At 73.5% G+C, this 21126-nt stretch carries 20 protein-coding genes, 1 pseudogene and 1 riboswitch; of the genes and pseudogenes, 16 read left to right on the top strand and 5 right to left on the bottom strand.

Going from position 1 to position 21126, the window contains the following annotated elements:
• Window positions 1-196: 196 nt before the first annotated feature.
• The 7 genes from ACIP5K_RS10130 (at window position 197) to ACIP5K_RS10100 (ending at window position 8607) form a co-directional block, all read left to right on the top strand.
• Window positions 197-1471 carry an anion permease gene (locus ACIP5K_RS10130; RefSeq protein ID WP_401407382.1) on the top strand — a complete coding sequence of 425 codons (1275 nt, stop codon included), beginning with the start codon at window positions 197-199 and terminating at the stop codon, window positions 1469-1471.
• Between the two features lie 16 nt (window positions 1472-1487).
• Window positions 1488-1709 (top strand): hypothetical protein, encoded by a 222-nt coding sequence (locus ACIP5K_RS10125; protein WP_401407380.1) that lies wholly within the window; start codon window positions 1488-1490, stop codon window positions 1707-1709.
• A 193-nt stretch (window positions 1710-1902) separates the two neighbouring features.
• A riboswitch (cobalamin riboswitch) is annotated at window positions 1903-1975 on the top strand.
• A gap of 79 nt (window positions 1976-2054) precedes the next feature.
• On the top strand, window positions 2055-2990 hold the full coding sequence (locus ACIP5K_RS10120; protein WP_401407587.1) for a cobalamin biosynthesis protein: 936 nt from the start codon (window positions 2055-2057) through the stop codon (window positions 2988-2990).
• Window positions 2987-4498, top strand: a complete 1512-nt coding sequence (locus ACIP5K_RS10115) for a cobyric acid synthase (protein ID WP_401407378.1) — start codon at window positions 2987-2989, stop codon at window positions 4496-4498. Before ACIP5K_RS10120 ends, ACIP5K_RS10115 begins: the two co-directional genes overlap by 4 nt.
• Before the next feature lie 94 nt (window positions 4499-4592).
• Complete coding sequence (locus ACIP5K_RS10110; protein WP_401407376.1) at window positions 4593-6656, top strand: putative cobaltochelatase; 2064 nt, start codon at window positions 4593-4595, stop codon at window positions 6654-6656.
• Complete coding sequence (gene cobO / locus ACIP5K_RS10105; protein ID WP_401407374.1) at window positions 6656-7255, top strand: cob(I)yrinic acid a,c-diamide adenosyltransferase; 600 nt, start codon at window positions 6656-6658, stop codon at window positions 7253-7255. Before ACIP5K_RS10110 ends, cobO begins: the two co-directional genes overlap by 1 nt.
• The gene (locus tag ACIP5K_RS10100) at window positions 7252-8607 is read left to right on the top strand and encodes a cobyrinate a,c-diamide synthase (protein WP_401407372.1); all 1356 of its coding nucleotides are present in this window, start codon (window positions 7252-7254) and stop codon (window positions 8605-8607) included. The genes cobO and ACIP5K_RS10100 overlap by 4 nt, the downstream gene beginning before the upstream one ends.
• Window positions 8608-8629: 22 nt before the next feature.
• Here the strand turns inward: ACIP5K_RS10100 and ACIP5K_RS10095 are convergent, their stop codons facing one another.
• A complete protein-coding gene (locus ACIP5K_RS10095; RefSeq protein WP_401407370.1) occupies window positions 8630-9361 on the bottom strand; it encodes a ZIP family metal transporter in 732 nt (243 codons plus the stop codon).
• Window positions 9362-9367: 6 nt separating this feature from the next.
• On the opposite strand from ACIP5K_RS10095, the gene ACIP5K_RS10090 reads away from it, so the two are divergent.
• From ACIP5K_RS10090 to cobC, 3 genes and pseudogenes are all read left to right on the top strand, one after another.
• Window positions 9368-9802 carry a cobalamin biosynthesis protein gene (locus tag ACIP5K_RS10090; protein ID WP_401407368.1) on the top strand — a complete coding sequence of 145 codons (435 nt, stop codon included), beginning with the start codon at window positions 9368-9370 and terminating at the stop codon, window positions 9800-9802.
• Between the two features lie 58 nt (window positions 9803-9860).
• Window positions 9861-10145 (top strand): annotated as a pseudogene (locus ACIP5K_RS10085) (CbiX/SirB N-terminal domain-containing protein); the annotation flags it as partial.
• A 105-nt stretch (window positions 10146-10250) separates the two neighbouring features.
• Window positions 10251-11327, top strand: a complete 1077-nt coding sequence (gene cobC / locus ACIP5K_RS10080; RefSeq protein WP_401407585.1) for an Rv2231c family pyridoxal phosphate-dependent protein CobC — start codon at window positions 10251-10253, stop codon at window positions 11325-11327.
• Between the two features lie 101 nt (window positions 11328-11428).
• Here the strand turns inward: cobC and ACIP5K_RS10075 are convergent, their stop codons facing one another.
• From ACIP5K_RS10075 to ACIP5K_RS10065, 3 genes are all read right to left on the bottom strand, one after another.
• Entirely contained in the window at window positions 11429-11794 is a 366-nt protein-coding gene (locus tag ACIP5K_RS10075; protein WP_401407366.1) for a group 1 truncated hemoglobin, read from the bottom strand.
• Between the two features lie 67 nt (window positions 11795-11861).
• Complete coding sequence (locus tag ACIP5K_RS10070) at window positions 11862-12824, bottom strand: SCO1860 family LAETG-anchored protein (protein WP_401407364.1); 963 nt, start codon at window positions 12822-12824, stop codon at window positions 11862-11864.
• Between the two features lie 686 nt (window positions 12825-13510).
• Window positions 13511-14605, bottom strand: a complete 1095-nt coding sequence (locus tag ACIP5K_RS10065) for an amidohydrolase family protein (RefSeq protein ID WP_401407362.1) — start codon at window positions 14603-14605, stop codon at window positions 13511-13513.
• Between the two features lie 77 nt (window positions 14606-14682).
• Between ACIP5K_RS10065 and ACIP5K_RS10060 the strand changes: the two genes are divergently transcribed.
• The 5 genes from ACIP5K_RS10060 (at window position 14683) to thpD (ending at window position 19325) form a co-directional block, all read left to right on the top strand.
• On the top strand, window positions 14683-15783 hold the full coding sequence (locus ACIP5K_RS10060) for a pyridoxal-phosphate-dependent aminotransferase family protein (RefSeq protein WP_401407360.1): 1101 nt from the start codon (window positions 14683-14685) through the stop codon (window positions 15781-15783).
• 365 nt (window positions 15784-16148) lie between these two features.
• Window positions 16149-16673 carry a diaminobutyrate acetyltransferase gene (gene ectA, locus ACIP5K_RS10055; RefSeq protein ID WP_401407358.1) on the top strand — a complete coding sequence of 175 codons (525 nt, stop codon included), beginning with the start codon at window positions 16149-16151 and terminating at the stop codon, window positions 16671-16673.
• A gap of 57 nt (window positions 16674-16730) precedes the next feature.
• Window positions 16731-18002: a diaminobutyrate--2-oxoglutarate transaminase gene (gene ectB / locus ACIP5K_RS10050; RefSeq protein ID WP_401407356.1), complete on the top strand. Its 1272-nt coding sequence runs from the start codon at window positions 16731-16733 to the stop codon at window positions 18000-18002.
• Window positions 18003-18039: 37 nt separating this feature from the next.
• Window positions 18040-18438 (top strand): ectoine synthase, encoded by a 399-nt coding sequence (locus ACIP5K_RS10045; protein ID WP_018533388.1) that lies wholly within the window; start codon window positions 18040-18042, stop codon window positions 18436-18438.
• A 5-nt stretch (window positions 18439-18443) separates the two neighbouring features.
• Window positions 18444-19325 (top strand): ectoine hydroxylase, encoded by an 882-nt coding sequence (thpD, locus tag ACIP5K_RS10040; RefSeq protein WP_401407353.1) that lies wholly within the window; start codon window positions 18444-18446, stop codon window positions 19323-19325.
• A gap of 74 nt (window positions 19326-19399) precedes the next feature.
• Here the strand turns inward: thpD and ACIP5K_RS10035 are convergent, their stop codons facing one another.
• Window positions 19400-20464, bottom strand: a complete 1065-nt coding sequence (locus ACIP5K_RS10035; protein WP_401407351.1) for an alkene reductase — start codon at window positions 20462-20464, stop codon at window positions 19400-19402.
• A gap of 141 nt (window positions 20465-20605) precedes the next feature.
• Between ACIP5K_RS10035 and ACIP5K_RS10030 the strand changes: the two genes are divergently transcribed.
• A complete protein-coding gene (locus ACIP5K_RS10030) occupies window positions 20606-21103 on the top strand; it encodes a MarR family winged helix-turn-helix transcriptional regulator (protein WP_401407349.1) in 498 nt (165 codons plus the stop codon).
• Window positions 21104-21126 lie beyond the last annotated feature (23 nt).

Below are 21126 nucleotides of genomic sequence, written 5' to 3'. Positions count from 1 at the left end.
TCCCGCGGAACCCGGCGTTCCAGGGCTCGCGCGGTCCCGCGCGGCGTCCGATCCGGAGTCGGTGGCACCGCCGCGCGCCGAGTGGAGCGACGACGCTCCGAAACAGGTCACCGCAACGCCCGGCCCAGTTCATCTTCCGTTCACCCGACGTGCTTACGTTCGAACTGCCACTGACGTCCAACCGAAGCCTGGGTAAATGGAACACATCACGCTGCTCCTCGCGATCGTGATCGTTACCGCACTGGTTTTTGATTTCACCAACGGTTTCCACGACACCGCCAACGCGATGGCGACGACCATCTCGACCGGCGCCCTGAAGCCGAAGACGGCGGTGGCCATGTCCGCCGTGCTGAACCTCGTCGGAGCGTTCCTCTCGGTCGAGGTCGCCAAGACGATCTCCGGCGGCATCATCAACGAGGACGGGCTCAGAACAGAGGTCATCTTCGCGGCGCTCGTGGGCGCCATCCTCTGGAACCTGCTGACCTGGCTGCTCGGCCTGCCGTCCAGCTCCTCGCACGCCCTGTTCGGCGGCCTCATCGGCGCCGCGGTCATGTCGATGGGCTGGGGCTCGGTCAACGGCGGCACCGTCGTCACCAAGATCCTGCTGCCCGCGGTCGCCGCGCCGATCGTCGCCGGCCTCGCCGCGACGCTCGCCACGCGCCTGACCTACCGGATCAGCGCCAAAACCGACGCGAAGGCCACCGCCAAGGGCTACCGCACCGGTCAGATCGCCTCGGCCGGGCTCGTCTCCCTCGCGCACGGCACGAACGACGCGCAGAAGACGATGGGCATCATCACCCTCGCCCTGATCACGGGCGGGGTCATCGCCCCCGACGCCGACCCGCCGCTGTGGGTCATCGTCTCGGCCGGTACGGCCATCGCGCTCGGCACGTACCTCGGCGGCTGGCGGATCATCCGCACGATGGGCAAGGGCCTGACCGACCTCGCCCCGCAGCAGGGCTTCGCCGCGCAGACGTCCGCCGCGACGGCGATCCTCGCCTCCTCGCACATCGGCTTCTCGCTCTCCACCACCCAGGTCTGCTCCGGCGCCGTCATGGGCTCCGGTCTCGGCCGCAAGGGCGGTGTCGTCCGCTGGTCGACCGCGACCCGGATGTTCGTCGCGTGGGGCCTGACCCTGCCGGCCGCCGGCCTGGTCGGCGCGGGCGCCGAGTTCCTCACCAAGCAGGGCGCGTGGGGCGTCGGCCTGACCGCCGCCCTGCTGATCGCGGGTGCCGCGGTCATCTGGGTGCTGTCCCGGCGCAACTCGATCGACCACACGAACGTCACGGCCGACGAGACCGGCTCCGCGCCGGCCGAGGAGCCCGCGGGCGTCGTGACCACCGCCATCGCCGCGGTCACCCCGCCGCCCGCGGGGACGCTGTCCACCGAGGCGACGGCGGCCGAGGTCAGGACGACCATCCCGGCACCCGCCCCGGCCGACCCCGCGCGCCCCGCCGGCGCCACGCTGTAAGGAAGCAGGACCAGCTATGAAGATCGACTGGGCGGCCCTCGGCTCCGTGTTCGGAGTCAGCCTCGTGATCACCGTGGCCCTGGTGGGCCTGTTCACCCTCGGCATCGTCGGCCTCTCCAAGAAGGAGTCCGCGGCACGGCAGGGCGGCTCGGCGACGCTCGCCGTCTCCGGCGCCTACGCCTGCTTCGCGGCGTGCGCGGCGGCCGTGGCGTACGGGATCTTCCTGATCGTGGCCTGATCCACGAGCGACCGCGACGGCGGGCCCGGACCTCGATGGTCCGGGCCCGCCGTGTCGCTGGGCGCTGTGGAGCTGTGGAGCTGTGGAGCTGTGGAGCTGTGGAGCTGCCCACACTCTCCCGGCCCAGGTCAACAGCAAGTTGACGCGCCTTCGCGGAGCGTGGTGCACTGCCAACGCCATGTACGGCAGCAGGTGAGGAAGCCGGTGCGAATCCGGCGCGGTCCCGCCACTGTGAGCCCCCGATCCCCGGGGCGAGCCAGGAACTCCCGCTGCCGGTCTCGTCGAACCAGGGCGTGGACACCCTGAGTGAGGACAACTACCGCCATGTTCGCCCCGCGCGGCGTCATGCGGTCCGGGCGCGTGTTCGCGTACGGGGCCGCCGCCGGCTTGTTGAGCGACCTGCTCGTCGGTGATCCGCGCCGCGGGCACCCCGTCGCCGGATTCGGGCGGGCCGCGAGCGCCGTCGAGCGGACGCTGTGGCGGGACCACCGCGGCTGGGGCGCGCTGCACACGCTGGTGTGCGCCGGTGGCGCCGCCGCCGTGGGAGCCGCCGCCCGCTGTGCCGTACGCCGCTCCCCCGCCGCCTCCGTCGCCCTGACCGCCGCCGCGACCTGGGCCGTGGTCGGCGGGACCTCGCTGGGCCGGGAGGCGCGGGCGATCGGCTCCGCGCTGGAGGCCGGGGACGTGGACCGGGCCCGGGAGCTGCTGCCCCGGCTGTGCGGGCGCGACCCGCAGGGGCTGGACGCGGACGGGATCGCCCGGGGCGTCGTCGAGTCCGTCGCCGAGAACACCTCCGACGCCGTGGTGGGCGCGCTGGTGTGGGGCGCCGTCGGCGGGGTGCCGGGGCTGCTCGCCTTCCGCGCCGTGAACACGCTCGACGCGATGGTCGGGCACCGGTCGCCGAAGTACCTCCGGTTCGGCTGGGCCGCCGCCCGCCTCGACGATGTCGCGGGCTGGCCGGGCGCCCGGCTCACCGGTGCCCTCGCCGTCCTCGCCGGCGGCCGGCCGCGCGCCGCGCTGGCCGCGTGGCGGGCGGACGCCGGACGGCACCCGAGCCCCAACGCCGGTGTCGTCGAGGCCTCCTTCGCCGGTGCCCTCGGGGTCCGGCTCGGCGGCACCCTGTCCTACGCGGGACGGGTCGAGCACCGGCCGGTGCTCAACGGAACGGGACGGGCGGTCCGGGTGACCGATGTGGAACGGGCCGCGCGGCTGTCGCGGCGGGTGGGCGTACTGGCACTGGGAGTCTGTGTGGGCGGGCGGTTGCTGTGGGGTCGTCGATGAACCGGGGCGGGCTGCTGGTGGCGGGCACCACCTCCGACGCCGGGAAGAGTGTGGTCACCGCCGGGATCTGCCGGTGGCTGGCGCGGCAGGGCGTGAAGGTCGCGCCGTTCAAGGGGCAGAACATGTCCCTCAATTCGTTCGTGACCCGCGAGGGCGCCGAGATCGGGCGGGCCCAGGCGATGCAGGCGCAGGCCGCCCGCGTCGAGCCGACCGCGCTGATGAACCCGGTGCTGCTCAAGCCCGGCAGCGACCGCAGCAGCCAGGTCGTGCTGATGGGCCGGCCGGTCGGCGAGATGAGCGCGCGGGGCTACCACGGGTCGCGCCAGGAGGCGCTGCTGGACACGGTGGTGGGGTGCCTGGAGGAGCTGCGGGGCAGTCATGACGCTGTGATCTGTGAAGGCGCGGGCTCGCCCGCCGAGATCAATCTGCGCCGCACCGACATCGTGAACATGGGGGTCGCGCGAGCCGCGCGGCTGCCCGTGCTCGTGGTCGGGGACATCGACCGGGGCGGGGTCTTCGCCTCGTTCTTCGGGACGACGGCGCTGCTCGCGCCGGAGGACCAGGAGCTGCTCGCCGGGTATCTGGTGAACAAGTTCCGCGGCGACGTGAGTCTGCTCCAGCCGGGTCTCGACATGCTCAGGTCCCTCACCGGGCGCGACACCTACGGCGTGCTGCCCTATCAGCACGGGCTCGGCATCGACGAGGAGGACGGGCTGCGGGTGTCGCTGCGGGGCGCCGTGCGCGAGTCCGTCGTCGCCCCGCCGGCCGGTGCGGACGTGCTGCGGGTCGCGGTGTGCGCGGTGCCGCTGATGTCGAACTTCACCGACGTGGACGCGCTGGCCGCCGAACCGGGCGTCGTCGTGCGGTTCGTGGACCGCGCCGAGGAGCTCGTCGACGCCGATCTGGTGGTGGTGCCCGGCACCCGCGGGACCGTCCGGGCGCTGGCGTGGCTGCGCGAGCGCGGACTGGCCGACGCGCTGGTCCGGCGGGCCGCCGAGGGGCGTCCGGTGCTCGGCGTGTGCGGTGGCTTCCAGGTGCTCGGCGAGCGCATCGACGACACGGTCGAGTCGCGGGCCGGGATCGTCGACGGGCTCGGACTGCTGCCCGTACAGGTGCGGTTCGCCGCCGACAAGACGCTCGCCCGGCCGGTGGGCGAGGCGCTGGGCGCGGCCGTCGAGGGTTACGAGATCCATCACGGGGTCGCCGACGTGCTCGGCGGGGAGCCCTTCCTCGACGGGTGCCGGGTGGGGGCCGTCTGGGGCACGCACTGGCACGGGTCGCTGGAGTCGGACGACTTCCGGCGGGCCTTCCTGCGGGAGGTCGCGGCGGCGGCCGGGCGGCGGTTCGTGCCGGCGCCCGACACCTCGTTCGCCGCGCTGCGCGAGGAGCAGCTGGACCGGCTCGGCGATCTGATCGAGCGGCACGCCGACACCGATGCGCTGTGGCGGCTGATCGAGGGGGGCGCGCCCGCGGGCATGCCGTTCGTGCCGCCCGGGGCGCCCGCGTGAGTGCCGGGCGGGGCTCCCGCCCCCGCCGCTCCCCTGTCACGCAGTTCCCCGCGCCCCTGCCGGGGCGCCCCCATCCAACGGAGGATCACGGCTGATGTCTGCCCCTTATCCGTTCACCGCCGTCGTCGGGCAGGACGATCTGCGGCTCGCCCTGCTGCTCAACGCCGTGTCGCCCGCCGTCGGCGGAGTGCTCGTGCGCGGGGAGAAGGGGACCGCCAAGTCCACCGCCGTGCGGGCCCTCTCGGCGCTGCTGCCGGGTGTCGCGGTCGTGCCCGGGTGCCGGTTCTCGTGCGACCCCGCGGCTCCGGACCCGCAGTGCCCCGACGGGCCCCACGAGGACGCGGGCCGCGCCGAACGCCCCGCCCGCATGGTCGAGTTGCCGGTCGGCGCGTCCGAGGACCGGCTGGTCGGCGCGCTCGACATCGAGCGGGCGCTCGCCGAGGGCGTGAAGGCCTTCGAGCCGGGGCTGCTCGCCGACGCGCACCGCGGCATCCTCTACGTCGACGAGGTGAACCTGCTCCACGACCACCTCGTCGACCTGCTGCTCGACGCGGCCGCCATGGGCGCCTCGTACGTGGAGCGCGAGGGCGTCTCCGTACGGCATGCCGCGCGGTTCCTGCTCGTCGGCACGATGAACCCCGAAGAGGGCGAACTGCGGCCGCAGTTGCTCGACCGGTTCGGGCTGACCGTGGAGGTCGCCGCGTCCCGGGAGCCGAAGCAGCGCGTCGAGGTGGTGAAGCGGCGGCTGTCCTACGACGACGCGCCGGACGCCTTCGTCGAGCGGTGGGCCGGTGAGGAGGCCGACGTGCGGGCGCGGATCGTCGCCGCGCGCGCCCTGCTGCCCGAGGTGCGGCTCGGGGACGACGCGCTGACCCAGATCGCCGCGACCTGCGCCGCGTTCGAGGTGGACGGCATGCGGGCCGACATCGTGATGGCGCGGACCGCGACCGCGCTCGCCGCGTGGGCCGGGCGCGGCGAGGTGCTCGCGGAGGACGTGCGGCAGGCGGCCCTGCTCGCGCTGCCGCACCGACGGCGGCGCAATCCGTTCGACGCGCCGGGCCTCGATGAGGACAAGCTCGACGAGACGCTGGACGAGTTCGGCCCCGACCGCCCCGACGACGACCCGGAGCCGGACCCGGACGGGCCGGAGCCCGACGGCGGCGGCGACGGTGGCGGTGGCGGCGGTGGCGATGGCGGCGGGGTGCCGCCGGGGGGCGACCCGGCGGGCGACGGTACGCCGGACGACGGTACGGCGGCCGAGGAGGGGCCCACCGAGGCGCCGCCCGCGCCGGGCGCCGGAGCGCCTGCGCAGCAGCGGGCCGTGTCGGCGGGCGAGCCGTTCCGCACGAAGGCGCTGAGCGTGCCGGGGCTCGGCGAGGGCGCGGCCGGGCGGCGCTCCCGGGCGCGCACCGAGCACGGCCGCACCACGGGTTCCGTGCGCCCCCGGGGGCACCTGACCAGGCTGCACCTGGCGGCCACCGTGCAGGCTGCGGCCCCGCACCAGCGGGCGCGGGGCCGCAGCGGCCCCGGGCTCGTGGTGCGCCGGGACGATCTGCGGCAGGCGACGCGGGAGGGCCGCGAGGGCAACCTCGTCCTGTTCGTGGTGGACGCCTCCGGGTCGATGGCGGCCCGCAAGCGCATGGGCGCGGTGAAGGGCGCGGTGCTTTCGCTGCTCCTCGACGCCTATCAGCGCCGGGACAAGGTGGGGCTCGTGACGTTCCGCGGCGCGGGCGCCGAGGTGGCGCTGCCGCCGACGTCCAGCGTGGACGCCGCCGCGGCCCGTCTGGAGACGCTGCCGACCGGCGGCCGCACACCGCTGGCCGCCGGGCTGCTCACGGCGCACGAGGTGCTGCGCGTGGAGCGGCTGCGGGACCCGGCGCGGCGGCCGCTGCTGGTCGTCGTGACCGACGGGCGGGCCACCGGCGGGCCGGAGCCGGTCCGGCTGGCCGGGCGGGCCGCGGGCCTGCACGCCGCCGAGGGCACCGCCAGCGTGGTCGTGGACTGCGAGAGCGGCATGGTGCGGCTCGGCCTCGCCGGGGAGCTGGCCGCGCGGCTCGGCGGGCAGGCCGTGACGCTGGACGAGCTGCGCGCGGACTCGATCGCCGGGCTCGTCAAGGACGTACAGGGAACCAACACCACCAGCAGGAGGGCCGCCTGATGCCGCAGGGACAGCCGAGTGTCGTACCGGACGACGGGCTGACGACACGTCAGCGCCGCAACCGTCCGCTGGTGTTCGTGCACACGGGCATCGGCAAGGGCAAGTCGACGGCCGCCTTCGGTCTCGCGCTGCGCGCCTGGAACCAGGGCTGGCCGGTCGGGGTGTTCCAGTTCGTGAAGTCGGCCAAGTGGAAGGTCGGCGAGGAGAACGCGCTGAAGGTGCTCGGCGCCTCCGGCGAGGGCGGCACCGTCGACTGGCACAAGATGGGCGAGGGCTGGTCCTGGGTCCAGCGCGACGACCAGGCGGACAACGAGGAGAAGGCCCGCGAGGGCTGGGAGCAGGTCAAGCGGGACTTGGCCGCCGAGACGTACCGGCTGTACGTGCTCGACGAGTTCGCCTATCCGCTGCACTGGGGCTGGATCGACGTCGAGGAGGTCGTCGCCGTGCTGCGCGACCGGCCGGGCACCCAGCACGTGGTCATCACGGGCCGCAACGCGCCGGAGAAGCTGGTCGAGTTCGCGGATCTGGTGACCGACATGTCGAAGGTGAAGCACCCCATGGACGCGGGTCAGAAGGGCCAGCGAGGCATCGAGTGGTGACCGACGTCCCCCGGCTGGTCGTCGCCGCGCCGGCTTCCGGGTCGGGCAAGACGACGGTGGCGACGGGTCTGATGGCCGCGTTCGCCGAGCGCGGCCTCGCCGTGTCCCCGCACAAGGTGGGGCCCGACTACATCGACCCGGGCTACCACGCTCTCGCGACGGGCCGGCCCGGCCGCAACCTGGACGCGTACATGTGCGGCCCCGACCTGGTCGCCCCGCTGTTCGCGCACGGCGCCGCGGGCTGTGAACTCGCCGTCGTGGAAGGCGTGATGGGCCTGTTCGACGGGGTGTCGGGCGCGGGCGAGCTGGCGTCGACGGCGCATGTCGCCAAGCTGCTCAGGGCGCCGGTCGTCCTGGTCGTGGACGCGTCGTCGCAGTCGCGGTCGGTGGCGGCGCTGGTGCACGGCTTCGCGTCGTTCGACCCGGAGGTGCGGCTCGCGGGGGTCATCCTGAACAAGGTCGGCTCCGAGCGCCACGAGCAGGTGCTGCGGGAGGCGCTGGAGGAGGTGGGCGTCCCGGTGTACGGCGCCCTGTACCGCACCCCGCAGGTGGTCACCCCGTCGCGGCACCTCGGCCTGGTCCCGGTCGCCGAGCGCAGCACGGAGGCGCTCGACTCCGTCCGCGCGTCGGCGGCGATGGTCAGGGCGGGCTGCGACCTGGAGGGGCTGCTGGCCCTGGCCCGCACGGCCCCGCCGCTGTCGGCGGAAGGCTGGCGTCCGGTCGTCGGCGGCGGGGCCGCGCGGGGGGCCGCGCGGCCGACCGTGGCCGTGGCGGGGGGCGCGGCCTTCACGTTCTCCTACGCCGAGCACACGGAACTGCTCGCGGCGGCCGGCGCGGACGTCGTCACCTTCGACCCGCTCCGCGACGAGCACCTCCCGGAGGGCACGGCGGGGCTGGTGATCGGCGGCGGCTTCCCCGAGGTCTACGCCCCGGAGCTGTCGGCCAACGAACAGCTCCGCAAGGAGGTCGCCGCGCTGGCCGGTTCGGGCGCCCCCGTCCTCGCCGAGTGTGCGGGGCTGCTCTATCTGGCCCGCTCCCTCGACGACAGGCCGATGTGCGGGGCCCTGGAGGCCGACGCCCGGATGTCCGGGCGTCTCACGCTCGGCTACCGGGACGCGGTCGCGATCGGCGACAGCGTGCTGGCCCCGGCGGGGACCCGGATGCGCGGCCACGAGTTCCACCGCACGGTCCTCGAACCGGGCGCGGGCCCGGCGCCCGCGTGGGGCATGCGGCTGCCCGCTCCGCGCGTCGAGGGGTTCGTGCAGCAGGGTGTGCACGCCAGCTATCTGCACACGCACTGGGCGGCGCTGCCGGACATCGCCCACCGGCTGGTGGAGCGGTGCCCGCGGTGAGGTGGCCGCGGTGACCGGCGGCTCAGCCGGCGATGCCCACCACGAGCCAGATGAAGGCCACGCCCGCCACCGTGGCGGCCAGGGTCGAGCGGGCCGGGTGGTCGTGGTGGGCCTCGGGCAGGATCTCGGCGGCGGCCAGGTACAGCAGGACCCCGCCGAAGAAGCCCAGATAGCCGCCGAGCAATTGCTCCGGAATGGTGAACAGCAGCGTCGACGCGGCGCCCACCACGGGGGCCGCCGCGTCGGCGAACAGCATCGTCAGCGCCTTGCGGCGGGCGTTCCCGTACAGCCGGGTGAGCGTGTAGGTGTTGAAGCCGTCGGCGAAGTCGTGGGCGATCACCGCGAGCGCCACGGCCAGGCCCATCCCGCCGCCCACCTGGATCGCGGCGCCGATCGCCATGCCGTCCATCAGGCTGTGCCCGACCATCGCGGAGGCGGCCGTCAGGCCCACCTCGGGGACCCGGCCGTCGCCGTGCTCGGCGCCGCCGTGGGCGGCCTGCCGCTGGGCGAGGAGGTGTTCCAGGACGTGCGCGCCGAGGAATCCGGCGACGAACAGCAGCAGCGCCGCGGGGACGCCGAAGACCGGTCCGCCCGCCGCTTCCAGGGCCTCCGGCAGCAGGTCGAGGCCGACCACGCCGAGCATGAGACCACCCGCGAGCCCGAGCACCAGATGGCGCCGGTCGGTGACCCGCTGCGCGGTCCAGCCGCCGATCAGGGTCATCAGAAAGGCGCCGAGCGCCACGAACACCGCCATAAGCCCTTGCTAACTCATCCGACCCCCGCGTCGCACATCATGGCCTGCGGCCCGGACCGGGTCGTCGGCGGGGTCGGGGCCCGGGCCGGGGTGGGTGCCGAGGAGGTGCTCGGCCTGGTCCGGGAGGTGCTGGCGGAGGCCGGGGCGGGGCCGGGCGCGCTGGTGGCGCTGGCGACCGTGGAGGCGAAGGGGCGGGAGCCGGGGATCGTGCGGGCCGCCGCGCTGCTCGGGGTGCCGCTCGTGACGTATCCGGCGGCGCGGCTGGCCGCCGTACCGGTGCCGCACCCCGCGAGGGGCGTGCGGGACGCCGTGGGGACGCCGTCGGTCGCGGAGGCCGCCGCGCTCGCCGCCGGGGGCGAGCTGCTGGTCCCCAAGCGAACGGCGCGCGGGGTCGGCGGGGGGCGCGGGAGGGTGACCTTCGCGCTGGCGCGCGCCGGGTAGGGTCCGGTCCTTCCCCCCGCCCGTCCGTCCTGTCCGCACCCCGCTAGGAGTCCGTCCCGTGCTCACCCCTCCCCCGGCCCTGCTCGCCGCGCTCGAACGCCGGCTCGACGACGTCCTGGGCTCCGGCGCCCGCACCCCGCACGACCGGGCCGACGTGACCGTGCTGCTCGTCGGGAGCGGCTCGCCCGACCCGGCCGCGAACGCCGAACTGGCCGCCGCCGCACGGCTGTTGTGGGAGGGCAGCGGTTACGCGGGGGTGGAGGCCGCGTTCGTCTCGGGCGCCGCGCCCGACGTGCCGGCGGGGCTCGACCGGTGCGCGGCGCTCGGGGCGCGGCGGGTCGTCGTGCTGCCGTACGAGGCGTCGGCGGCGGGGCGCTGCCGGGCGCAGGCCGACGGGTGGGGCCTCGCGCATCCCGAGGTGTCGGTGGTGCACGGGGCCGCCCCGGTGGTGCCGGGTGCCGAGGACGACGGACCCGATCTACGCCATCATGGGGACGCCGAAGTTCGCGACGACGGCGAGAAGTTGACCGATCTCGCGGTGAACGTCAGGACCGGGACGCCGCCGGTGTGGCTGCGGGAGCGCATCGGCGGGGCGCTGGAGGGGCTCGCGGCGTATCCGGACGGGCGGGCGGCGCGGGCGGCGGTGGCGGCGCGGCACGGGGTGCCGGTGGAGCGGGTGCTGCTGACGTCGGGCGCCGCCGAGGCGTTCGTGCTGCTCGCGCGGGCGCTCGGGGTGCGGCGGCCCGTGGTGGTCCATCCGCAGTTCACGGAGCCGGAGGCGGCGCTGCGGGACGCCGGGCACGCGGTGCGCCGGGTGCTGCTGCCGGAGGAGGACGGGTTCCGGCTCGATCCGGCGCTGGTGCCGGGCGACGCGGATCTCGTGGTGCTCGGCAATCCGACCAATCCGACCTCGGTGCTGCATCCGGCCGCGACGGTGACGCGGCTGGCGCGGCCCGGCCGGGTGCTCGTCGTGGACGAGGCGTTCATGGACGCGGTGCCGGGCGAGCGGGAGTCGCTGGCCGGGCGGACGGACGTGCCGGGCCTCGTGGTGCTGCGGAGCCTGACGAAGACGTGGGGGCTGGCGGGGCTGCGCATCGGGTACGTGCTGGCCGAGCCGGAGGTGGTGGCGGCGCTTCAGCGGGCGCAGCCGCTGTGGCCGGTGTCGTCCCCGGCGCTGGTCGCGGCCGAGGCGTGCGTGTCGGCGCGCGGTGTCGCGGAGGCCGGGGCGGCGGCGCGGGACATCGCGGACGACCGGGCCCGACTGCTCGGCCTGCTCGGGGAGTTGGCGGAGTTCGGGGTGCGGGTGGCCGGGCCCGCGCAGGGGCCTTTCCTGCTCGTCCGGGTGCCGGACGCGGCCGGGGTGCGGGAGCGGCTGCGGGCGGCCGGGTTCGCGGTGCGGCGCGGGGACACGTTTCCCGGGCTCGGGCCGGACTGGGTGCGGGTGGCCGTGCGGGACCGGCGGACCGGCGCCGCGTTCGTCGCCGCACTGCGGAAGGTGCTGGCGGAGGGGCCGGCCGCGGAGTGATCGCGCGGGGGTGGTGGCCGAGGGGGATGGCCGGGGGGGTGGTGATGGCCGGGGGGTGGTGAGCGGGGCCAGTGGTTCCCCCGCCCCGCTCACCGTTCCCCCTACTCGCCCTTCACGATCTGCTGTTTCAGAGGTGTCAGGCGGGTCGCGATCTCGGCGATGAGGTCCTGGTCCACGCCCGCCTCCGCCAGGGAGTCCGCGAGGTGGGTGACCACCCGGTCGAAGTCCCCCTCGGTCAGGCCGAGTCGGGCGTGCACCTCGCCGAGCGGACGGCCCCGGTACGTCTCGGGGCCGTCCAGCGCCGCGGCGATGAAGGTCCGCTGATGGGCCTTCAGTCTCGTCAGGTCGGTGGTGCGGAAGTACGGCGACAGGTCGCCGTCCGCCAGCACCCTGGCATAGAAGAGGTCGACCACTGCTGCCACCGCGGGGGCACCGCCCACCGCCTCGTAGACACTCGACTCACTCATGGCGATCGAACGTATCTGCGGAACCGGGCATTCGGTACCACTGTGTTCGGTGCCACTGTGGCGGGCGCTACGCGCGCGAGCGTCCCTTGCGCGCCATCGCCACCGCGCCGCCGCCCGCCGCGAGCAGCACGACGGCGCCGCCCACGATGTACGGCGTGTTCGCGTTGCCCCCGGTCTCCGCCAGGTCGGCCTTGGCCTCCGGCTTCGGCGCGGCCTTGTCCTCGACCGGTGCGGCCTTGACCGGCTCGGCCGGCTTGCCGCCCTGCGGCTTCGGGTCCTCGGCCGGGGCCGCCTTGGGCGCGGTGCAGGTGGCGCCGGCGAGGGTGACCTCGCCGTTGACCTCCGCGACGTTCAGCTTCAGCGGGTTCACCGAGACCTTGAGGTGCAGCGCCGAGGCGGCGGCCGTGGTCGACGTGGTGGAGGTCTCGGACAGGGCGAGGGAGACCTCGCCGATCTGCGGGACCTCGACGCGGGTCGTGCCGCCCGCCGTCAGGGTGACCTTCTTGCCGAGCACGGTGACCGAACCCAGCACGTTCGACTGCGCGACCGGCTTGCGGCCCGCCTCGCACAGCGCCTTGGAGGTGACCTGGTCGACCTCGATGAGGGAGAGCAGGGGCAGGCCGGGGACGTGCACCTTGGCGTGGACGAGCTGGGTGAAGCCCTCCGCCCTCCTGTCGTCCACGGTGGCCCTGGCCTTGGCCACGTCGGCGCGCAGCACGCTGAACGGCTGCCCGCCGCCGACTCCGTCGAGGCGGGCGGTCAGCGCGGTCTTCTCGGCGCTCGCGGGGGCCTGCACCTCGTTGAGCGCAACCCTCAGCGGGACGTTCACCGTCTTGTTGAGGAGCGAGACGTCCAGGCCCGTGCGTAGGACCACCGCGCCGGCCTTGCCGCCACCGCCGCCGTGGTCGCCGGTGGCGGCCGCCGGGACCGCGGTCGCGAGCACGGCGGGGCCGGCGGCGAGGACGGCCGCGGTGGCCGTCACGGCGAGGTGGCGGGTGCGACGGGACACGCTGTTGCTGGTGCTGGACATGCTGGAAAGACCCCCCAGGGGTGACTGCGGATACGGGACGTGTGGTGTCGGCGGCGGGGTGGGGCGGGCGGGTCACGGGGACATCCCACGGCACCGCGTCACTCCGTCGCCGACGAGGGAATCTTTACGCACTGAGAGTGAACGGGCGGCAACCAGGCGTGAGTTCACTCCAAAGGGGGGTTTCCGTGCAGATCTTCGAATCTGCTGGCGCTGTTGTTCCCAGCTGTCCCTCCTGTCGGCTTCTGGTGGGGGGTGCGCGGGCGCGATCGAGGGATTCTCAACGAGCACCTCTCCGCCCGGTCACCCTCCGTGTCAACCCGGGACGGTCGCCGCGCTCCCCGACCCCCTGAGTCGTTGTCGGGCCAGGGCCGCCGCCTGCGGGCCGGTGGGGGCTGGTCGCTGGGTGGTCTTTCGGGTGCGCCTCGCGTCGTGGCTGGTCGCGCAGTTCCCCGCGCCCCTGAGGCATGCGCTGCGCGCAGCCTCCCCCTGAGATGCCGCACGCAGTGCGCACCTCAGGGGCGCGGGGAACTGCGCGAGAAGCGGCCACCGGGCCGCGGGCGACGTGCGACCCAGGGGCGCGGGGAACTGCGCGGCCAGCCACGACGGTGGCGCGCCCGAAAGACCGCCTCGGAGGTGCCGGGAAGCGCGTGGCCGGCCCGCGCCCGGTCGCGGATGGGGGCGGAGAGTCAGGGAAGCGGGTGGCCGCGGAGGATCACCCGGCTCGGCGCCGCCAGCACGCCCACGTCCGCCCGGGGATCGGCCCCGTACACCACCAGGTCCGCCGGAGCGCCCTCCTCCAGCCCGGGCCGGCCGAGCCACTCCCGGGCCCCCCACGCCGCCGCCGACACGGCCTCCCGCGCGGGAATCCCGGCGCGGACCAGTTCGGCGACCTCGGCGGCCACCAGACCGTGGGCGAGGGAGCCGCCGGCGTCGGTGCCGACGAACACCGGGATCCCGGCGTCGTACGCGGAGCGCACCGTGTCGTACCGGCGCTCGTACAGCCGCCGCATGTGCGCCGACCAGCGCGGGAACTTCCGCTCGCCCCCGGCCGCGAGGTCCGGGAATGTCGCGATGTTGACCAGGGTCGGCACGATGGCGACGCCCCGCTCGGCGAAGAGCGGGATCAGGTCGTCGGTGAGCCCGGTGGCGTGCTCGACGCAGTCGATGCCCGCCTCCACCAGGTCGCGCAGCGAGTCCTCGGCGAAGCAGTGCGCCGTCACCCGGGCCCCGAGCCGGTGCGCCTCGGCGATGGCGGCCTCGGCGGCGTCCCGGGGCCAGCAGGCGCCCAGGTCCCCGGTGCCGCGGTCGATCCAGTCGCCGACCAGCTTGACCCAGCCGTCACCGCGCCGGGCCTCCTGGGCGACGTACGCGACGAGGTCCTCGGGCTCGATCTCGTGCGCGTAGTTGCGGATGTAGCGGCGGGTGCGGGCGATGTGCCGGCCGGCCCGGACGATGCGCGGCAGGTCCTCGCGGTCGTCGATCCAGCGGGTGTCGGACGGCGAGCCCGCGTCGCGGAGGAGGAGGGTGCCGGCGTCCCGGTCGGTGAGGGCCTGCTTCTCGGCGGTCTCGGCGGGGACCGGGCCGTGGGCGTCGAGGCCCACGTGGCAGTGCGCGTCGACCAGCCCCGGCAGCACCCAGCCGTCGAGCGTCGTCGTGTCCCGGCCCGCCGAGACCGGCCGGTCGTACGTGACGCGGCCGCCGACCACCCACAGCTCGTCGCGTACGTCGTCGGGCCCGGCCAGCACCCGGCCCCTCACATGCAGCACCCCGGCATCGGTCATGGACGGAAGCCTAGGGGTGCGGTGGGTACGCTCGTCATCGGCATCCGTCCGAACCCGTGAGCGAAGAGAGCACCACCGTGACGCACCCGTTTCTCGATCTGGCCCCGTTGAGCGCCGAGCATTTCGCCTCCATCGAGGACCGCGTGGCCCGGCTGATGGACACGGCCCAGGATGTCGTGATCATGCAGGGCGAGGCGCTGCTGCCGCTGGAGGGCGCGATCCGCGGGACGGCGGCGCCCGGCACCGTCGCGCTGAACGTGATCACGGGCCCGTACGGGCAGACCTTCGGCGACTGGCTGCGCGACTGCGGGGCGACCGTGCACGACCTGGCGGTCCCCTTCCACACGGCCGTCACCGCGGAGCAGGTGCGGGCGGCGCTCGCCGAGCACCCCGCGATCGACTTCGTGTCCCTGGTGCACGCGGAGGCGGCGACCGGCAACACCAACCCCGTCGCCGAGATCGGCGAGGTGGTGCGGGCGCACGGCGCGCTGTTCTACCTCGACGCCGTGGCCGCGATCGCCGCCGAGCCGGTGCTGCCCGACGCGTGGGGCGTGGACCTGTGCGTGATCGGCGCGCAGAAGGCGATGGGCGGTCCGGCCGGGGTGTCGGCGGTGTCGGTGAGCGCCCGCGCCTGGGAGCGGATGGCCGCCAACGAGCAGGCGCCGCGCCACTCGTACCTGTCGCTGCTCGACTGGAAGCAGCGGTGGATCGACGGTGGCCGCACGGCGCTGCTGCACGCGCCCGCGCAGCTGGAGATGCTCGCGCTCGAGGCGTGCGTCGAGCGGATCGAGAGCGAGGGGCTCGACGCGCTGACGGCGCGGCACGCGAGCGCCGCGGCCGCCACCCGCGCCGGGGCGCTGGCCCTGGGCGGCGGTCTGGAGCCGTACGTCCACGAGGCGCGGGACGCCGCCCCGGTCGCCACGACGCTGCGGGCGCCCGCCGGGACCGACGCCCGCGAGCTGGTCGCGAGGGCCCTCGCCGCGGACCCGGTGCTGCCGCTGGTCGCGGGCGGCGGCGCGCTCGCGCAGGAGATGATCCGGGTCAACCACTACGGCCCGCAGGCCACCCGCGGTGTCGTGCAGTCCTCGCTTGCCGCGCTCGGCGGGGCGCTCGCGGAGGCCGGCCGCACGGTGGACCTGGAGGCCGCGCGCAAGGCGGTCGCGACCGCCTGGCAGTAATGCGCCGCATCCGACGACAGCGCCGCCCTTTCCGGAGGGCGGCGCTTTTCTTTATTCTTCTCCAACACAATTCCCGGATAATTGCGGGAGCAGCTTCCCGTATCACTTCTGCCCGCTTTTCCCGGGCGTAAACACTAAGGTTTCAACAACGGGAAGGGGCGTAATTCCGGCGGGTACCGAGGCGGTTACGGCGTTGTGACGTACTCCACACGCACCGCGATATGCACCTTATGGTCGCCTCAAATCGGCATATTTCTCGGCTCGTTCGTGCGCGCACCCGCAGGCACGCGATAACACACATCGGCCTCGTACGTAACCCCTCCCCCGGATGCAATTCGAGAAGCAGGTCGGTAAATTCAATTTCCATGACCGCCGCACAAGCGCAATTCCAGCTCGACCATCCAGGCGTCGCCGACGGCGCTGCGATCTGGCGTATCGCACGCGACTCGAAGGTGCTCGACCTCAACTCCTCGTACAGCTATCTGCTCTGGTGCCGTGATTTCGCCGCCACCTCCGTGGTGGCCCGCGACGAGCGGGGCGAGGTCGCCGGGTTCGTCACCGGCTACATCCGCCCGGAGCGCCCGCGCACCCTCGTGGTGTGGCAGGTCGCCGTGGACCACGCCCACCGCGGGCACGGCCTCGCCGGTGAGCTCCTGGACGGACTGACGGCCAAGGTCCTGGGCGCCGGGCGGCCGGTCAGCACGGTCGAGACGACCATCACCCCGGACAACACGGCCTCCCAGGCGCTGTTCCTGTCCTTCGCGCGTCGGCACGGTGCCGGTGTGGCCCGTGAGGTCCTGTTCGACGCCGGCCTGTTCCCCGACGACGGGCACCTGCCGGAGGAGCTGTACCGCATCGGGCCCCTCGGCCCCGGCAGCACCCCCGCCTGACCCCGACCCCACCCACCGCGAACCCCCCTCACTCGCTTCCCCAGAGGAGCTATTGCTGTGACCATCACCCAGCCGGACCTGAGCGTCTTCGAGACCCTTGAGTCGGAGGTGCGCAGCTACTGCCGCGGCTGGCCCACCGTCTTCGACCGGGCCCGGGGCAGCCGCATGTACGACGAGGACGGCCACGAGTACCTGGACTTCTTCGCGGGCGCCGGATCGCTCAACTACGGGCACAACAACCCGGTGCTGAAACGCGCGCTCATCGACTACCTGGAGCGGGACGGCGTCACGCACGGCCTCGACATGTCGACGGCGGCGAAGCGCAACTTCCTGGAGTCGTTCCAGAACATCATCCTGCGCCCGCGCGACCTGCCCTACAAGGTCATGTTCCCGGGCCCGACGGGCACCAACGCCGTCGAGTCCGCGCTGAAGCTGGCCCGCAAGGTCAAGGGCCGCGAGTCGATCGTGTCGTTCACGAACGCCTTCCACGGCATGTCGCTCGGCGCGCTCGCGGTGACCGGCAACGCCTTCAAGCGGGCCGGCGCCGGCATCCCGCTGGTGCACGGCACCCCGATGCCGTTCGACAACTACCTCGACGGGCAGACCCCGGACTTCATCTGGTTCGAGCGGCTCCTGGAGGACTCCGGCTCGGGCCTGAACACGCCCGCCGCCGTGATCGTCGAGACGGTCCAGGGCGAGGGCGGCATCAACGTGGCCCGCACCGAGTGGCTGCGCAAGCTCGCCGACGTGTGCAAGCGCTGGGACATGCTGCTGATCGTCGACGACATCCAGATGGGCTGTGGCCGCACCGGTGCCTTCTTCTCCTTCGAGGAGGCGGGCATCACACCGGACATCGTCACCGTTTCGAAGTCCATCAGCGGGTACGGACTCCCTATGTCCCTGTGCCTGTTCAAGCCGGAGCTCGACGTCTGGGAGCCGGGCGAGCACAACGGCACGTTCCGCGGCAACAACCCCGCGTTCGTGACCGCCGCCGCCGCTCTGGAGACGTACTGGACCGACGGCGCCGCGATGGAGAAGCAGACGCTGGCCCGCGGCGAACAGGTCGACCAGGCGCTGCGCGCGCTGCGCGAGGAGTTCCCCGACGACACCGTCGAGTACCGCGGCCGCGGCCTGGTGTGGGGCCTGGAGTTCCGCGACAAGGAGCGGGCGGGCAAGGTCGCCAAGCGCGCCTTCGAGCTCGGCCTGCTCATCGAGACGTCCGGCCCCGAGAGCGAGGTCGTCAAGCTGCTTCCGGCACTGACGATCACGCCCGAGGAGCTGGAAGAGGGCCTGCGCACGCTCACCAGGGCTGTGCGCGAGACGGCCTGACACCTATTCAGCAATATCAGAGAGGCAGCGACTCACCGTGATCGTCCGTTCGTTCAAGGAGATCGAGAACACCGACCGGCACATTAAGTCGGCGACCGGCACCTGGGAGAGCAAGCGCATCGTCCTGGCCAAGGAGAAGGTCGGCTTCTCCTTGCACGAGACGATCCTCTACGCCGGCACGGAGACCGACATGTGGTACGCCAACCACATCGAGGCCGTGCTGTGCGTCGAGGGCGAGGCCGAGCTCGAGAACCGGGAGACCGGCGAGAAGCACTGGATCGAGCCGGGCACGATGTACCTCCTGAACGGCCACGAGCGGCACACGCTCCGGCCCAAGACGGACTTCCGCTGCGTCTGTGTGTTCAACCCGCCCGTGACCGGACGGGAGGACCACGACGAGAACGGCGTCTACCCGCTGCTGACCGAGGAGGGCTGAGGCAGATGACCACTGACCTGTATCCGACCCGTGGCACCTCCGAGGTGGCGACGCCCCGTGTCGACCCGGTCGTCTGGTCACCTCCGGGCACCCGCGGTCCGATCCGCGAGTCGGACCTCGCGTCCTTCGAGCGGGACGGCTTCCTCGCGATCGACGAGCTGATCGGCCCGGACGAGATCGGCGTCTACCAGGCCGAGCTCGACCGGCTGGTCTCCGACCCGGCGATGCGCGCCGACGAGCGCTCCATCGTCGAGCCGAAGTCGCAGGAGATCCGTTCGGTCTTCGAGATCCACAAGATCAGCGAGGTGTTCGCGAACCTGGTCCGCGACGAGCGCGTGGTGGACCGGGCCCGGCAGATCCTCGGCTCGGACGTGTACGTCCACCAGTCGCGGATCAACGTCAAGCCGGGCTTCGGGGCGAGTGGCTTCTACTGGCACTCGGACTTCGAGACCTGGCACGCCGAGGACGGCCTCGCGAACATGCGGACGGTGTCCGTCTCCATCGCCCTGACGGAGAACCACGACACCAACGGCGGCCTCATGATCATGCCGGGTTCGCACAAGACGTTCCTCGGCTGTGCGGGCGAGACGCCGAAGGACAACTACAAGAAGTCGTTGCAGATGCAGGACGCGGGCATCCCCTCGGACGAGGCGCTGACCAAGTTCGCGGACGCGCACGGCATCAAGCTGTTCACCGGCAGGGCGGGCTCGGCCACCTGGTTCGACTGCAACGCGATGCACGGCTCGGGGGACAACATCACCCCGTTCCCGCGCAGCAACGTGTTCATCGTGTTCAACAGCGTGGAGAACACGGCGGTGCAGCCGTTCGCGGCGCCCGTGCGGCGGCCGGACTTCATCGGGGCGCGGGACTTCACCCCCGTGCGGTGATCCTCGTACGCGGACGGTGTCCGCACGCGCCCGAGTGGGGCGGGACCGGTCGACGGTCCCGCCCCACCGGCGTGTCACAGGGCCGGGTAGTCCGTGTAGCCCTTCGCGTCGCCGCCGAAGAACGAGGACGGGTCGGGGGTGTTGTACGGGCCCTCGGTGCGCAGCCGGGCCGGCAGGTCCGGGTTGGCGAGGAAGAGGGCGCCGAAGGTGAGGACGTCGGCGAGGCCGTCCTCGATCAGGGTGAGCGAGGTGTGGTCGGTCGGGGTCGCGGTGAACGCGTTGAGCAGGAAGGGGCCGCTGAACCGCTTGCGCAGGTCGGTGGTGATCTCCCGGGCGGCCGCGGTGGCCTCCATGACGTGCAGGTAGGCGAGGCCGAGCGGCTCGATCGCGGCGACCAGGGCCTGGTAGGTCTCGGCGGTGTCGGTGCCCGGCATCGAGTTGTACGCGTTCTGCGGCGAGACGCGCAGCGCGGTGCGCTCGGGGCCGATGGCCTCGGCGACGGCCTTGACGGTCTCGACGGCGAACCGGATGCGGTTCTCGACGGAGCCGCCCCACTCGTCGGTGCGCTCGTTGGAGCCCGGGGCGAGGAACTGGTGGATCAGGTAGCCGTTGGCACCGTGCAGTTCGATGCCGTCGAAGCCGGCCTCGATCGCGTTCTTCGCGGCGGTGGCGTAGTCGGCGATCGTGGCGCGGACCTCGTCGCCGGTCAGCGCGCGCGGCGTGACGAAGTCCTGGAAGCCGTCGTCCGTGAAGGCCTTGCCCTCGGGGGCCACCGCGGAGGGCGCCACCGGCAGGCCGCCGTCGGGCTGCAACGAGGGATGGCTGATCCGGCCCGCGTGCATGATCTGGGCGAAGATCACGCCGCCCGCGGCGTGCACGGCGTCGGTGACCGTGCGCCAGGACGCTATCTGCTCGGCGCTGTGCAGGCCCGGGGTCCAGGCATAGCCCTGGCCCACCGCGGAGGGCTGGACGCCCTCGGTGATGATCAGGCCCGCGGAGGCGCGCTGCGCGTAGTACTCGGCCGTCAGGTCGGTGGCCGTGCCGCCGGCGCCGGCCCGGCTGCGGGTCATCGGGGCCATCACGATGCGGTTGGCGATCCGGGTGCCGCGGAGGTCGAACGGGTCGAAAGCGGTGGTCATGACTGCTCCGATCAACATCGGTACGGGTCCGCCACGGAATTATGTGGTCGGCCAATCAATTGCGCTGACGTCACTCTAGCGCATTAGTTGGCCGACCAAGGTAATGTTTGCGTGAAGCCGAACCAGCCCGCAGGAGCAGCCATGTCGCCCACCCCGAAGGACGGCGAGCCCGTCTGTACCGCCCCCGTGCCGGCCGTCGCCCTCGGCGGTCCGGTCAGCCTCGCCCTGGCCCGGGTCGCCCGGCTGCACCGCGCTGCGGCGGGCCGCCGGCTGCGCGGGCTCGGGCTGTACCCGGGGCAGGAGTTCGTGATGATGCACCTGTGGGACAAGGGCCCGGTACGGCAGTCGGAGCTGATCAAGGCCGTGGAGCTGGACCCGTCGACGGTCACCAAGATGCTCCAGCGCCTGGAGCAGGCCGGGCACGTGCGCCGCTCCCCCGACCCGGACGACCGGCGGGCGGTCCGGGTGGAGGCGACGGAGCAGAGCTGCGGGCTGCTGAAGGACGTGTCGGACGCGTGGTCCGCCCTGGAGGAGCGGACCCTGGCCGGGCTCTCCGGGCCCGAGCAGACCGAGTTCGTGCGGCTGCTCGCCCGGGTGGAGGGCAGCCTCTGCGCGGAGGCCGGGGACGGCTGCCCCTGACGGGCCGGTGGCCCGGTGGTCCA

The organism is Streptomyces sp. NPDC088785, assembly GCF_044750685.1.
In the GTDB taxonomy this organism is placed as follows: Bacteria; Actinomycetota; Actinomycetes; order Streptomycetales; family Streptomycetaceae; genus Streptomyces.
Note: the sequence above shows the minus strand (reverse complement) of the source record. Positions and strands in the feature narration are given on the sequence as shown.

Coding starts and splice junctions, on each gene's coding strand:
- ACIP5K_RS10130 (WP_401407382.1), top strand. CDS start 197: ATGGAACACATCACGCTGCTCCTCGCGATCGTGATCGTTACCGCACTG.
- ACIP5K_RS10125 (WP_401407380.1), top strand. CDS start 1,488: ATGAAGATCGACTGGGCGGCCCTCGGCTCCGTGTTCGGAGTCAGCCTC.
- ACIP5K_RS10120 (WP_401407587.1), top strand. CDS start 2,055: ATGCGGTCCGGGCGCGTGTTCGCGTACGGGGCCGCCGCCGGCTTGTTG.
- ACIP5K_RS10115 (WP_401407378.1), top strand. CDS start 2,987: ATGAACCGGGGCGGGCTGCTGGTGGCGGGCACCACCTCCGACGCCGGG.
- ACIP5K_RS10110 (WP_401407376.1), top strand. CDS start 4,593: ATGTCTGCCCCTTATCCGTTCACCGCCGTCGTCGGGCAGGACGATCTG.
- cobO (WP_401407374.1), top strand. CDS start 6,656: ATGCCGCAGGGACAGCCGAGTGTCGTACCGGACGACGGGCTGACGACA.
- ACIP5K_RS10095 (WP_401407370.1), bottom strand. CDS start 9,361: ATGGCGGTGTTCGTGGCGCTCGGCGCCTTTCTGATGACCCTGATCGGC.
- ACIP5K_RS10075 (WP_401407366.1), bottom strand. CDS start 11,794: ATGAGTGAGTCGAGTGTCTACGAGGCGGTGGGCGGTGCCCCCGCGGTG.
- ACIP5K_RS10070 (WP_401407364.1), bottom strand. CDS start 12,824: ATGTCCAGCACCAGCAACAGCGTGTCCCGTCGCACCCGCCACCTCGCC.
- ACIP5K_RS10065 (WP_401407362.1), bottom strand. CDS start 14,605: ATGACCGATGCCGGGGTGCTGCATGTGAGGGGCCGGGTGCTGGCCGGG.
- ectA (WP_401407358.1), top strand. CDS start 16,149: ATGACCGCCGCACAAGCGCAATTCCAGCTCGACCATCCAGGCGTCGCC.
- thpD (WP_401407353.1), top strand. CDS start 18,444: ATGACCACTGACCTGTATCCGACCCGTGGCACCTCCGAGGTGGCGACG.
- ACIP5K_RS10035 (WP_401407351.1), bottom strand. CDS start 20,464: ATGACCACCGCTTTCGACCCGTTCGACCTCCGCGGCACCCGGATCGCC.
- ACIP5K_RS10030 (WP_401407349.1), top strand. CDS start 20,606: ATGTCGCCCACCCCGAAGGACGGCGAGCCCGTCTGTACCGCCCCCGTG.